This window comes from Streptomyces sp. NRRL WC-3626 (assembly GCF_000718785.1).
Taxonomy (GTDB): domain Bacteria; phylum Actinomycetota; class Actinomycetes; order Streptomycetales; family Streptomycetaceae; genus Streptomyces; species Streptomyces edwardsiae.
The window spans coordinates 544,549-557,200 of the sequence record NZ_JOCA01000006.1; the positions used below are offsets into that span (position 1 = coordinate 544,549).

The 12,652-nt window shown below is 72.8% G+C and carries 11 protein-coding genes; 10 read left to right on the forward strand and 1 reads right to left on the reverse strand.

Features of this window, described 5'->3' with window-relative positions:
• The first annotated feature begins 40 nt into the window (after nucleotides 1-40).
• On the forward strand, nucleotides 41-481 hold the full coding sequence (locus IF28_RS0113040; protein ID WP_030218328.1) for an ATP-binding protein: 441 nt from the start codon (nucleotides 41-43) through the stop codon (nucleotides 479-481).
• Here the strand turns inward: IF28_RS0113040 and IF28_RS0113045 are convergent.
• Entirely contained in the window at nucleotides 463-1,908 is a 1,446-nt protein-coding gene (locus IF28_RS0113045; protein WP_234325125.1) for a PLP-dependent aminotransferase family protein, read from the reverse strand. The genes IF28_RS0113040 and IF28_RS0113045 overlap by 19 nt on opposite strands.
• 297 nt (nucleotides 1,909-2,205) lie before the next feature.
• Here IF28_RS0113045 and IF28_RS0113050 point away from each other — a divergent pair, with 297 nt between their 5' ends.
• The 9 genes from IF28_RS0113050 (at nucleotide 2,206) to IF28_RS0113090 (ending at nucleotide 12,594) form a co-directional block, all read left to right on the forward strand.
• Nucleotides 2,206-3,675: an anthranilate synthase component I family protein gene (locus tag IF28_RS0113050; RefSeq protein WP_234325127.1), complete on the forward strand. Its 1,470-nt coding sequence runs from the start codon at nucleotides 2,206-2,208 to the stop codon at nucleotides 3,673-3,675.
• Entirely contained in the window at nucleotides 3,672-4,259 is a 588-nt protein-coding gene (locus tag IF28_RS0113055; RefSeq protein WP_030218331.1) for an anthranilate synthase component II, read from the forward strand. The genes IF28_RS0113050 and IF28_RS0113055 overlap by 4 nt, the downstream gene beginning before the upstream one ends.
• Nucleotides 4,260-4,488: 229 nt before the next feature.
• Nucleotides 4,489-5,910: a phenylacetate--CoA ligase family protein gene (locus IF28_RS0113060; RefSeq protein ID WP_030218334.1), complete on the forward strand. Its 1,422-nt coding sequence runs from the start codon at nucleotides 4,489-4,491 to the stop codon at nucleotides 5,908-5,910.
• Entirely contained in the window at nucleotides 5,894-6,577 is a 684-nt protein-coding gene (locus IF28_RS0113065; RefSeq protein WP_199808982.1) for a hypothetical protein, read from the forward strand. Before IF28_RS0113060 ends, IF28_RS0113065 begins: the two co-directional genes overlap by 17 nt.
• Nucleotides 6,578-6,597: 20 nt before the next feature.
• Nucleotides 6,598-7,914, forward strand: a complete 1,317-nt coding sequence (locus IF28_RS0113070; protein WP_078621099.1) for an amidohydrolase family protein — start codon at nucleotides 6,598-6,600, stop codon at nucleotides 7,912-7,914.
• Nucleotides 7,914-9,143 carry an MFS transporter gene (locus IF28_RS0113075; RefSeq protein ID WP_051713728.1) on the forward strand — a complete coding sequence of 410 codons (1,230 nt, stop codon included), beginning with the start codon at nucleotides 7,914-7,916 and terminating at the stop codon, nucleotides 9,141-9,143. Before IF28_RS0113070 ends, IF28_RS0113075 begins: the two co-directional genes overlap by 1 nt.
• Before the next feature lie 163 nt (nucleotides 9,144-9,306).
• On the forward strand, nucleotides 9,307-10,083 hold the full coding sequence (locus IF28_RS0113080) for a B3/4 domain-containing protein (RefSeq protein ID WP_051713729.1): 777 nt from the start codon (nucleotides 9,307-9,309) through the stop codon (nucleotides 10,081-10,083).
• A gap of 10 nt (nucleotides 10,084-10,093) precedes the next feature.
• Complete coding sequence (locus IF28_RS0113085) at nucleotides 10,094-11,329, forward strand: ATP-grasp domain-containing protein (RefSeq protein WP_030218353.1); 1,236 nt, start codon at nucleotides 10,094-10,096, stop codon at nucleotides 11,327-11,329.
• Nucleotides 11,320-12,594 (forward strand): MFS transporter, encoded by a 1,275-nt coding sequence (locus IF28_RS0113090; protein ID WP_078621101.1) that lies wholly within the window; start codon nucleotides 11,320-11,322, stop codon nucleotides 12,592-12,594. The genes IF28_RS0113085 and IF28_RS0113090 overlap by 10 nt, the downstream gene beginning before the upstream one ends.
• Nucleotides 12,595-12,652 lie beyond the last annotated feature (58 nt).

The following is a 12,652-nucleotide window of genomic DNA, read 5'->3' on the forward strand; positions in this document are numbered from 1 at the left end:
TCCGTAGTCGAACGTAAGCGGAGCGTCGCATCATCGTGGTGTGAATCGAGTAACCGGTCCGCGGACTGCGGACGTCCACAGCGAGTACCACGCCGACTTCGTCGTGGGGGAGCACTCGGCCCGGCATCTGCGGCGCATCCTGCGGCTGTATCTCACGGGCTCGGGGCTGGCCGGGGTGACCGACGCGGCGGAGCTGGCGCTGACCGAGCTGGTGGCCAACGTCGTACGGCATGTGCCCGGGCGACGGTGTCGCGTCTGCTTCCTGCTGCAACCGGGCGGGGTGCGGGTGGAGGTCGGGGACGACTCCTGCGTGGTGCCCGCGCCGGTGGGCGGCTCAGGGCTCGGCGAGGGCGGGCGGGGGCTGGTGATCGTGGACGCGGTGAGTGATCGGTGGGGTGTCGTCGTGCGGCCCGACGGGCGGGGGAAGGTGGTGTGGTTCGAGTGCCGGGCCGGGGAGTCGGGTCAAGCGAACTCCCTGTAGGCCGCGCCCACTTCGGTCAGGCCACGGGTGAGGGCCGCGCAGCTCGCCTTCGCGTAGCCGATGACCAGGGCCGGTGGGCCGGCGGCGGGGGAGACGGCGTAGTCGCGGCCGCCGCGCAGCAGGACCGAGCGGCGGCGGGCGGCCCGGACGAGGGCCTGCTCGTCGATGTGGCGCGGGAGCCGGACGTACGCCTGGAGTCCGCCGTCACCGCCCTGCACCCATGCCTCGGGCAACTGGGTGTGCAGATGGGTCCCGAGGATCCGGCGGCGGCGCCCCAACTCCGTACGGAGCCTGCGCTGATGGCGGTCGAAGGCGCCGGTGTCGACGAACCGGGCGAACGTGAGCTGTTCGAGCCCCGAGCACCCGATGTCCCAGCCGGCGCGTACGTGCTCGACCGACGCCATCAGTTCCGGCGGGCCCGCGAGCCAGCCCAGTCGCAGTGCCGGGGCGAGGGTCTTGCTGGCGCTGCCCGCGTAGACGACCCGGTCCGGTGCGAGACTCTGCAGCGCGGGCGGCCGGTCGGCGGGGTCCAGGAAGCCGTTGTCGAAGTCGTCCTCCAGTACGTAGCCGCCGATGCGGCGGGCCCAGGCGACGAGCGCCTCCCGGCGTTCCCGGCTCAGGCGTACGCCGGTGGGGAACTGGTGGGCGGGGGTGATCAGCACGGCTCGCGCACCGCAGGCCGCGAGGCGCTCCACGTCGAGCCCGTCGTCGTCCACGGGGACACCGACGGGCCGCAGTCCCGACTGGGCGATGAACTCCCGTTCGCCGGGGTGGCCCGGGTCCTCGACCGCCAGCGTCGTGTGGCCCCGGTCGAGCAGGACCCGGCAGATCAGTGCGAGGCCCTGGGCGAAGCCGGAGGTGATCATCAGATCCTCGGCCCGGCCGCGCACCCCGCGCACCCGGCCCAGGTAGCCGGTCAGGACGTGCCGGGCGTGCGGGACTCCGGCGAGCGGGGCGTACCCGAGTTCCTGGCGGCCGGCCCCGCCGATCACGGCGGTCGCACAGCGGAGCCACTCCGCGCGGGGGAAGTGCACCGTGTCGGACGGGCCGGCGCGCAGGTCCCAGCGGGCGCCGGGTGCCGGTTCCTCGGGGGGAGTGAGGGCGGAGGCCGCGGCCTTGTCCCCGGACCGGCCGGTGACGGAGGTGCCCGAACCGCGGCGGCCGGCCAGGTACCCCTCGGCGGCCAGCTGGTCGTACGCCTCGACCACGACACTGCGGGAAACCCTCATGTCGGCGGCGAGCTGACGGGTGGACGGTATTCGAGTTCCGGGCTTTAAAGTTCCATTTTCAATCAATGCGCGGAGTGAGTCACGTATCTGCAGGGCGAGGGGAAGCCTCGAATCCCGGTCCACCGTGAGCGCGATGTGCCGCGACAAAGTGGTCTCCTCCCGAAGGGCCGAAGTGGTATGGCCGGGGCATTGAAACATTTGATGAAGTTACTTCGCACGCGCATTCGGCGCCGGTTCAGGTCCGGTGGCCGGTGTGGCAGGGGGGCCCGGACGACGCTGTCCGGAGCGTGCGATGTTGCGGTGTTGCGCCCGGCGGAGGGGCGCTCCCACGGCTGTGTGGGATCTGTTCTTCGACGCCCCTGCGATCCTGGCGATCGAAAGGCAAGCGTTGTGTCATTGGTTTCGGTGGAATCGGCCGCGGCGTCGCCGCCCCGATCCGGAATAAAACATTCAGCATTCGACGCGCACGCACCGGCGGCGCGCGTCACGGTACAGGTGACGGCGGAGGAAATTCCCCACGTCGACGCCCTCAATCTCTACGAGGAATTGTCCGCCATTCGGACAGCGGACGACGTCTATCTCTTCGAAAGCCTCGACGGACCCGACCGGGACCGGCACTTCGCCGCCGTCGGCTGCGGACGGCTGGCCGAACTGCGGGTCTACGCGGACCGCGTGGAACTGGCCGCCCCCGGGGACCCCGGCGTGGAGCTCGCCGCCGCGGTCTCGGCCGCCGCCGGCCGCGCACCGGACCGCACCGGCACCACCGCGACCTGGCCGCTGGACGGGCCCGACACGGTGTGGCGGGTGCTGCGCGCGGCGCAGGGCGTGTTCGACGTCGACACCGACGTGCCCACCGGCACCTTCGCCTTCGGGTTCCTGACCACCCTCTCCTACGAGGCGGCCTGGGCGATGGAGGAACTGCCCGCCCAGCGGCCGGGCCCCGATCTGCCGCGGTGCACGCTCACGCTCTTCAGGGACACCTTCTGGTACGACCTGCGCGGCGGCGGACTCCGCCATCTCGCCGCGCACGGACCACGGCTCGGCCGCCCGGCACCGGACCTGCGGGCGGCCGTGGACCGGGCCCGGACACGGGGCTCCTCCCGGGCCGAGGTGCCTCAGGCGCCCAAGGCCCGCTCGGTGCGCGACACCGTGGACGAGGCGACGTTCACCGACCGTGCCCGGCGGTGCCTGGAGCACATCGGCGTCGGGGACAGCTACCAGATCCAGATCGGTCACCGCATCGACGTGGAGACGGAACTGACACCCCTCGAGGTGTACCGGCGGCTGGGCCACCGCAACCCCTCCCCGTACATGTACCTGGTGCCCTGGGCGGGCCGCACGGTCATCGGGGCCAGCCCCGAACTGTTCGTCCGCGTCCAGGACGGCACCCTCTCGATGCGGCCCATCGCGGGCACCGCGCCCCGGGCCGCCGACCCGGCCGAGGACGCCCTCCGGGTCGCCGCACTGCGCGCCAGCGCCAAGGAGCAGGCCGAACACGTCATGCTCGTCGACCTGTGCCGCAACGACATCGGACGGGTGTGCGTGCCGGACACGCTGAGCGTCGACACGATGATGGAGGTGGAACCCTTCGCCTACGTCCACCACCTGGTGTCGACGGTCTCCGGACGGCTCCGCGACGACGTCGACGTCTGGGCGGCGCTGCGCGCGACCTTCCCCGCCGGCACGATGACGGGCGCGCCCAAGCTGCGCGCCATGGAGATCATCAACAGCCTGGAGGAGGAGCCCCGCGGCATCTACGCCGGCGCGCTCGGCCTCGTCGACGTCCGCGGCTTCGCGGTCCTCACCCTGTGCATCCGTACGGCCGTCCACGACGGGGTCCGCTACAGCACCCAGGCCTCGGCCGGAGTGGTCGCGGACTCCGAGCCGGCCGCCGAATGGCGGGAGACGCTGGCCAAGCTGAGCGCCGCGCACTGGGCGCTGACCGGTGAGGAGCTGCTCGGATGAGGGTTCTGCTGGTGGACGCGTACGACAGCTTCAGCCACATCATCGACCAGTACCTGCTCAGCCTCGGCGCCCGCACGGAGGTGGTGCGCTCACGCACCCGCTCCGTCGAGGACCTGGTGGCGTCCGCGCCCGACGCGGTGGTGCTCGGGCCGGGGCCCGGCCATCCGGCGGACTCGGGCCACGTCGAGCTGGTGCACGCCTTCGCCGGGCGCGTCCCGCTGCTCGGGGTGTGCCTGGGGCACCAGGCGATCGGCCTCGCCCACGGGGCCCGGATCACCGTCGCCGAGCGGCTGATGCACGGCAAGACGAGCCCCGTCGAGCACGACGGACAGGGCGTCTTCGCCGGGGCGCCGAACCCGCTCACGGTCACCCGCTACCACTCCCTGGTCGTCACGGAGCCCACCGCACCGCTCGTGGTCACGGCGACGTCCGTGGACGACGGCAGCGTCATGGGCATACGCCACCGCGACCTGGACGTCGAAGGGGTCCAGTTCCATCCGGAGAGCGTCATGACCCAGGACGGGATGCGGCTCTTCGGCAACTTCCTGGCCCGCGCGGAAGCGGCCGCCGGAGCGCTGAGATAGCGCCCCGCGCGCCCGGACTTCGGCCTACCGGCCACCTGGGCTTCCCGGCCACCCGGCTACCTGGGCCTCCTGGCCACCCCGGCCTACCGGCCACCTCGCCACCTCGCCACCTCGCCACCTCGCCACCGAGCTTCCGCCACCCGCCCGCCCGGCACAGGGCACGGGTGTCGCCCCGGTGTGTCCGTACGCGGCCGCCCCGCCATCGAACGAACGAAGGAACCCGACGCCCATGTGGCTTCCCACGCACGGTCCCGCGGCCGAGTTCGCCGCGCGGTACCTCGAACTGCACCGCGCCTTCTACGCCCGCACCCTGGACCCCGCCGACCTCGACGACTGGCGCCGGCGCCAACTGGCCGCCGTCCTCGAACAGGTCAGCACCGGGTCCCCCTTCTACGCCCGCCACCTGAAGGGGACGGACCTGTCCGCCGTCACCCCGGACGACCTCACGGCGCTGCCCTTCACCACCAAGGCCCATCTGCGCGAGGAGATGCTGGACGTCCTCAGCCGGCCGCTCGCCGAGGCACTCTTCTTCTACGAGACGACCGGCACGACCGGCCGCGCCACCCCCTGCCCGCGCGACGGCCGGGAGATCGTCGCCAGCAACGCCCACGTCACCGAGTCCTGGGCATCGGTCTTCCGCCACCACTTCGGCGAACACGCCCCCCGCATCGGTCTGATGGGGCCGACGGAGGTGCACTCGTTCGGCGACACGCTCGGGGACATCGCACGCAACACGGGCTCCATGAACGCCAAGATCTGGCCGTACTCGCCCGTCATCGGCTTCCAGAAGGCCCTGCAGCTGATGAAGGACCTGGAGCTGGAGGTCATCTGCTGCACCCCCGGCGTCGCCCTCACCCTCGCCAAGGCCGCCGAGCACTACGGCTACGACCTGCGCCGGGACTTCGCGGTCAAGCTGCTCTTCGTCACCGGTGAGATGTGCACCCCCGCCCTCGCGCACAACCTGGAGACGGTCTGGGGCGCCGACGTCTACAACATCCTGTACGGCTCGCAGGAGGCCTTCGTCGTCGCCACCGCCTGCCGCAACAAGCGGATGCACCTCTCCCAGACCAACTACGTCGTCGAGGTCGTCGACCCGGAGACCGGCGAGTCCCACGGACCGCGCGGTACCGGCGAGCTGACGCTCACCATGCTGATGGACGGCGTCAAACCCCTGGTCCGCTACCGCACCGGCGACGCGGTCGAGGTGACGGAGTCCGACTGCGACTGCGAGATGCCCGGCGACCTCGTCAGGATCGTCGGACGCACCCTGGACCGGATCGACCTCGGGGGACGGCGGTTCACGGCCGGCCAGATCGAGACCGCCGTGATGACCGGGGTCACCGGGTCCGCCGGATACCAGGTGGTCATCGAGCGGGACGGCGCCGGACAGGACCGGCTCACGGTACGCCTGGAGCTCCTGGCGGGCCTCACCGCCGACCCCGCGGCCCTCGCCGACGAGGTGCGCGAGCGGACGTCCGACGCCCTCGGGGTGCCCGTCACGGTCGAGCTCAGCGACGGACTCGACCCCATCGTCAGCACCGGCGCGTTCGTGAGCTGGAAGGCCGCCCGGGTGGTGGACCGGCGCACCGCGACCGACCACGAGACCTCGGTGGCCCAGCGAATGGCGGCGAACCGTGGCTATACGAACTGACCCCGCGGCCCGATCCGTGTCGTCGCCCCACACCCTGGCGGACGAGTACGCCGCCCGCTGGAGCGAGCTGTCCGAGCGGTGGGCGGCGCGTCCGGGAGCCGTTCTCGGGACGCTCGGCCCGGCCGGCACCTCCAGCGACCTGACCGCACGCTTCCTCGCGGCCGAACACGGCCTGAGCGTGGAGCTGTTCCGCACCTTCGACGAAGTGCTGGACCAACTCCTGCTGGAGAAACTCGACTTCGCCCTGGTGCCGAGCGCCTACGCGGGCCTCACCCGCTTCCACTGGCACCGGGACCTGCGCCTGCGCGCCTTCTTCCCGCGCGCCACCCCGGAGTACGGCATCGCGGCCGGCGGGGACGACGGGATACCGCCGGGTGACGGACCGGTCCAGGTCGCCGCCATGTGGGAGGTCCGGCGGATCTACGCCGAAGTGGCGCCACCGGCGCTGCGGGACCGCGAGGTGCGCTGGGTGGACGCCTCCTCCACCCAGCACGCCGCCGAGATCGTCGCGGGCGGCGGCGCCCGGCTCGCGGTGACCAACGCGCCCGGAGTACGGGCGCACGGACTGCGCTGGGTGGCCACCCGGCCCGGCGCGGAGATCCTCTGGACGCTCTTCGACCGCACCGGCGAGCCCGAGCCGACGTTCACCGCCGACCGGCGACCCTGACCACCTGGGAGAGATACGACGTGTCACGCAAGACCCTGCTCCACCGCGCCACGGTCCAGGAGGGCCTCGGCCGGCCCTCCCTGCCGCGGCACAGCGTGCTGATCGACGGCGACCGCATCCAGGCCGTACTGCCCGAGGCGCTCGCCCCGCTGAACACACCCGGCGTCGACGTGCTCGACCTCGACGGGCGCACGGTGATGCCCGGCATGACCCTCGGGCACACCCACATCGCCTACCTGGACGTCCTCGACGGACGGGAGATGCTCTTCAAGTACTCCGTCCCCGAGGTCACCCTCGGCGCCGCGCGCAACGCGGAGAAGCTGCTGGGCCTCGGCTACACCGCCTTCGTGGGCGCCGGCTCGGTGTCCGGGATCGACATGGCGCTGCGCCGCGCCGTCGACGCCGGCGAGCTGCGCGGACCCCGGATCACCCCGTGCAGCCGGGACCTGATGGTGTCCGGGCCGCCCGAGCGCCGCAACCCCGAGGTCAAGAAGCGCATCCCGAGCGATCTGATGCGCCTCGCGGACACCCCGGAGGAGATGGCGGAGTACGTCGCGGGCGAGATCGCGCAGGGCGCGGAGATCGTCAAGGTCTTCTCCTCTGGCGACGACACCTTCCCCAACGGCCGCTCCCACGAACTCCTCTTCACGGCCGAGGAGCTGGTGGTCGCGGCCCGCACCGCGCACGAGCACGGCGCGCGGATACGCGCCCACTCCCGCGGACTCCAGGGCATCCGCAACGCCATCGCGGCCGGCGTCGACGTCATCGACCACGCCACCTACGCCGACGACGAGGCGCTCGACGCGATCGCCGAACAGGGCATGTTCGTCGTGCCGAGCCTCTACCAGCCGCACATGCTGCTCACCACGGGAACCGAACACGGCAAGACCACCGAGTACCTGGAGACGCTGGAGTTCGAGGCCGAGGTGGCCAACACCCTGCGCATCCTGCCGATCATGGCCGAGCGCGGCATCCCCGTGGTGGCGGGCGACGACTTCGGCTTCGCCTGGACCCCGCACGGCACCTACGCCAGGGAACTCGAGCTGTACGTCACCATGGCAGGCATCCCCGCCCCGACCGTGCTCACCTGGGCGACCGCCAACGGGGCCCGGCTCGCCGGACGCGGCGACGACGCGGGCACCGTGGCGGCCGGACGGCTCGCCGACCTCGTCGTCACGGGCGACGACCCGGCCGAGGACATCTCCGTACTGAGCCGTCCCGGCGGCATCGAACTCGTCCTCCTCGGCGGGGTCCCCGTCGCGGGCGGCACCGAGCCCTTCCGCACCGGCACAAGCACCGGCACCGGCGCCCCCGCCCCCGCCGCGGGAGCCGTGTGATGTCCGCGGCAGCCGGGCGGACCCGTCCCGCCCTCCCCGTGACCCCGCTGCTCGCCGTGGGCGCGTTCGCCATCGGGACCGACACCTTCGTGGTCGCCGGGGTGCTGCCCGAGGTCGCCCACGACCTCGGCTCCAGCCTCGCCGACACCGGCTGGGTGAGCACCGTCTTCGCGCTCACCTACGCCGTCCTCGCCCCCGTGCTCGGGGCGCTCACCGGACGGATGGAACGCAGGCGCGTCCTGGTCGTCTCGCTGACCGTGTTCGCCGCCGGCAACGCGGCCTCCGCCCTCGCCGACGACCTGGGCACACTCCTCGCTGCGCGGGTCCTGACCGCCGCCGGAGCCGCCCTCTACGTCCCGGCCGCGTCCGCGTCGGCCGCCGCCCTGGCCGCCCCCGAACGCCGGGGACGGGCCATGGCCGTCGTGCTCGGCGGACTCTCGGCGGCGACCCTCGCGGGGGTGCCGTTCGGCACATGGCTCGCCGCCGACCTGGGCTGGGCCGCCACCTTCTGGCTGCTGGCGGGGCTCGGCGCGCTGTGCGCCGCCGCCGTCGCCCTCGGACTGCCCGCCGTACGGCTGCCCACCGCGCCGGGGCTCGCGGCCCGGCTCGCCCCCGTACGGGACCCGCGGGTGCTGAGCACCGTACTCACCACGCTGGCGTTCATGACCGGCGGCTACCTCGCCCTGACGTACATCGGCGCGGTCCTCGCCCCGGCGACCGACGGCGACGGCACCACGCTCGCGCTGCTGCTGCTCGTCTTCGGGGTGTTCGCGGTGGGCGGCACGGTGATCGGCGGACGCGCCACCGACCGCTGGGGCGCGCCCCCGGTCCTGTCGGCCGCCCTCGCGGGTCTCGCCGCCGTCCTGGTGACACTGCCGCTGACCCGGGACTCCATGGCCACCGCGGTCGTCGCCATGGCGGTGTGGGGCGTCACGGCGATGGCCACCCAGCCGCCGCAGCAGCACCGGCTGTTCACCATCGCCCCGGCCTCCGGCCCGCTGCTGCTCTCCCTGAACTCCTCGGCCACCTTCGCCGGGATCTCCCTGGGCGGCTTCATCGGCGGCCGGGTCCTGGACCACGGCGGGGCCCACGGGGTGGACCGCCTCGGCCAGTTCGGAGCCGCACTGGTGGTGGCCGCCCTCCTGACGTCCGTCCTGGGCCCGCGGACCCCCGGTCCACGCGCCACCACGGCCACCGAAACCCCGGAGCCCGCCCGCGAACCCGGCTGAACCGCGCGACGACGACGGACCGCGCAGGTCAGGGGCAAGTGGCCTCACGCATTGCACCGCAATTGGCCACCGCCGGGACACCACTCGCTCCCTACTGTCGATCCGTCCCCGACGGCCGGACCACCCTCCGGCCGCCACCCCGAGAACGAAGGACCACACACCCATGGACAGCGACCGCACCCTCCCGGGTGCCCGCCCCCTCACCGTCGGCGTCGACGCGCGCCTCAGGGAGCGCGCGCCCGGCTACGTCCTCGGCCTGATCGCCGTACCCGACGCCGATGTCGTCGCGCACGCCCCCAAGGTCGCGGACCGGCTCACCGCCGCCGAGGACGTCCTGCACGGCGCGGAGCTCTCCAAGGCGGACGTCTCCGCCCTCCCCTCCATCGCCGCCTGGCGCGACACCTACCGCGAGCTGGACGTCAACCCCAACCGGTATCCCTGCGCCGCCGAGTCGGTACTGCGCCGGGTGGTCAAGGGCGACCGGCTGCCGCGCATCAACTCCCTGGTGGACCTGTGCAACGCGGTCTCCCTGGAGAGCCGGCTGCCCGTGGCCTCCTGCGACGTCGGCGACATCGAGGACGAGCTGACCGTGCGCCTCGCCCGGGGCACCGAGGTCCATCTCCCGCTCGGCGCACCCGACGCCCCCGAGCACCCCGAGCCCGGGGAGGCCGTCTACGCCGACGCCCGGGGCCGCGCCCACTCACGCCGCTGGAACTGGCGGCAGGGCGACGTGGTCAGGACGGACCTCGGGCGGCGCCGGCTCCTGCTCACCGTCGAGTCCGTGCACGAGGGAGGCCGGGGCGAGGTGGAGCTCACGCTGAGGCGGCTCACGGAGGCGCTCACCGACCTGGGGATCGCCTGGGAGCCGCCGGCGGTCCTCGACGGCGCCACCGCCCGGGTGGAGCTGTTCGCTGCCCCGTCGACCGCGACCCGTGGATGAGGAGAAGGCCGTGAACCGTACGATCCTGGTCGTCTACCGGCCCGCCGCCGGACGCTACACCGCCCAGTTCCGCAGCGTCGTGACGGCCGCCGCCGGTCTGGGCGTGGCCACCGTGGTGCTGCTGCCCACCGGATGGCAGGCACCGGAGGCCGAGGGCCTCGCGCAGTACCACGCCGACCTCGACGACCCGGCAGCCGTACGCGCCGCCGTCGACGGCATCGTCGCCGAGCACCGTGTCGAACGGATCTTCCCGCTGTTCGAGGGCGATGTGCTGCCCGCAGCCCGCGCCCGGCGCGACCACGGCATCCCCGGCCTCACCCCCGACCAGGCCCTCAACTTCCGGGACAAGAACGTGATGCACCGCCGGGCCGAGGAACTGGGCGTGCGGGTCGCCCGGTCCTGCCGCCCGGACACCGTCGGCGCGGTCCGCGAGTTCGCCGCCGAGGTGGGCTACCCCGTCGTCGTCAAGCCGTACGCCGGATGGGCCTGCGGCCGCACCTACCGGGTGGACGGCCCCGAGGCGCTGGACCGCGTCTGGGACGAGATGGGCGACGACCGGCACGAATACCGGGTCGAGGAGTTCGTCCACGGCACCGAATACCACGTCGACTCGCTCTTCAGGGACGGCGAGCCCGTCTTCGCCCAGCTCTCCCGCTACACGTACTCCGTCCTCGAGTACCGCGACGAACCGGGCGGCACCGTCTCCCGCAAGTACGACCTGTCACCGGCCGAGCGGCGCATCCTGGACCTCAACACCGTGGTGCTGCGCGGCTTCGGCCTGGACACCGGGGTCGTCCACGCCGAGTTCTTCCTCCCCGACGACGGCGACGTGGTGTTCGGGGAGGCCGGCGCGAGAGCCGGCGGCGGCTCCATCGTCCCCGCCATCGAGGCCGGACGCGGCATCAACCTCGCGGGCGAGTGGTGCCGCCTGGAACTCGACCCGGAGCACCGCACCGAGGCACGGCTTGGCCCCGAGATCGGCACCGAGTACCTGGCCTCGGACCGGTACGGACTCATCACCGCCATCACCGGCGCCGACGAACTGACCTCACTCGACAAGGTGCTGGACGCCGACGTGTGGAAGACGGTCGGCGACGTCCTCGCCCCGCCGACCGCCTCCAACGACGTACTGGGCTGGTACGTGTGCGAGGGCACCGACTTCGACGACGTACGGGCCCGCTTCAAGACCGTGCGGGACGCCTTCCGCGTGGAGACGGAACAGGACGGGCGGCAGCCATGTGGCTGACACGGTTCCGGGAACTCCCCGTCGCGCTGCGGGTGTTGTTCCTCGCCTCCTTCATCAACCGCGCGGGCATGTTCGTCTTCCCGCTGCTCGCCGTCTACCTGGTGCGCGGCAGGGACCTCAGCGCCGGCGAGGCCGGACTGCTGATCTCCGTCGGCAGCACCGGCCTGCTCGTGGGCAGTCTGCTCAGCGGACCGGTGTGCGACCTGCGCGGCAGGCGCGCCGCCCTGCTCGGCGCCCTGCTGCTGAACGCGGCGGGCTACCTCGGGCTCGCCGTGCTGGACGGGCCCCCGTGGACGTACGCCGGGCTGCTGTTCGTCGCCCTGGTCGGCATGGGCATGTTCGGGCCGGCGGCCAACACCCTGGTCGCCGACCTCACCGAGCCCGCGCAGCGGCCGTTCGCCTACACGGTGAACTACATCGGCAACAACCTCGGCATGGGCGTCGGCCCGCTGCTCGGCGGGGTCGCGGCGGCGTACTCGTACGACATCATGTTCGCGGGGAACATCCTCGCCGGTCTGGCGTGTGCCGCGCTGATCGCCCTGTGGGTGCCGCGCGACCGGCAGGGCGGGGCCGGGTCCCGCAAGGGCAGGGCCCGCCCCGGCCCGCTCGGCCATCACCACGTCCTGCTGGTGGTGCTCGTCTCCTTCTTCTACGTGGTGCCGCTGATCGGTCTCGAGTACACGCTGCCGCTCGCCGTCACCACGGTCCTGGACGAGTCCGCGGGGCTGGTCGGCGCCGTTTACACCATCAACAGCGTCGTCGTGGTCGGCCTCGGGCTGTTCCTCGAGAAGCGCATGCGGGGCCACGGCACGAAGCTGCTGCTGCTGGTCAGCGGAGTGCTGTGGGCCGCGGGGCTCGCCGTCATCGTGGTCGCCTTCTCGCTGCCGGCGATCCTGCTCTCCACGGTGATCTGGACCCTCGGCGAGATCATCGTCTCGGTGGTCGTGCCCACCTATGTCGCCGACCACGTCGACGAACGCCGGGTCGGCACCTTCATGGCGCTGAACGGCTTCGTCCTGGGCCTCGCCCGGCTCGCGGTGCCCGCGGGACTCGGCGCCCTGTGGACCGCCCACGGCCACCGGCCCGTCTTCGTCGTCCTGCTCGCGGCACCGCTCGTCGGCATGGCCGCGTACGCCGTACTGCGCATCAGGCCCTCGGCGGCGCAAGCGGCGGAAGCGGCGGAAGCGGCGGAAGCGGCGGAAGGCGCGGAAACCGAAGGGGCCGCCCTCCCGGCGAAGGCCGCCGACGCCCAGGCCCCCACCTAGACCACCTCGACCGACACACCGACACACCGACACACCGACACACCGACGAACCCAGGGG

Excerpts from the sequence above, each read along its gene's own strand:
- IF28_RS0113075 (WP_051713728.1), top strand. The coding sequence starts at position 7,914 with ATGTCCGCGGCAGCCGGGCGGACCCGTCCCGCCCTCCCCGTGACCCCG.
- IF28_RS0113080 (WP_051713729.1), top strand. The coding sequence starts at position 9,307 with ATGGACAGCGACCGCACCCTCCCGGGTGCCCGCCCCCTCACCGTCGGC.
- IF28_RS0113045 (WP_234325125.1), bottom strand. The coding sequence starts at position 1,908 with ATGTTTCAATGCCCCGGCCATACCACTTCGGCCCTTCGGGAGGAGACC.
- IF28_RS0113060 (WP_030218334.1), top strand. The coding sequence starts at position 4,489 with ATGTGGCTTCCCACGCACGGTCCCGCGGCCGAGTTCGCCGCGCGGTAC.
- IF28_RS0113090 (WP_078621101.1), top strand. The coding sequence starts at position 11,320 with ATGTGGCTGACACGGTTCCGGGAACTCCCCGTCGCGCTGCGGGTGTTG.
- IF28_RS0113055 (WP_030218331.1), top strand. The coding sequence starts at position 3,672 with ATGAGGGTTCTGCTGGTGGACGCGTACGACAGCTTCAGCCACATCATC.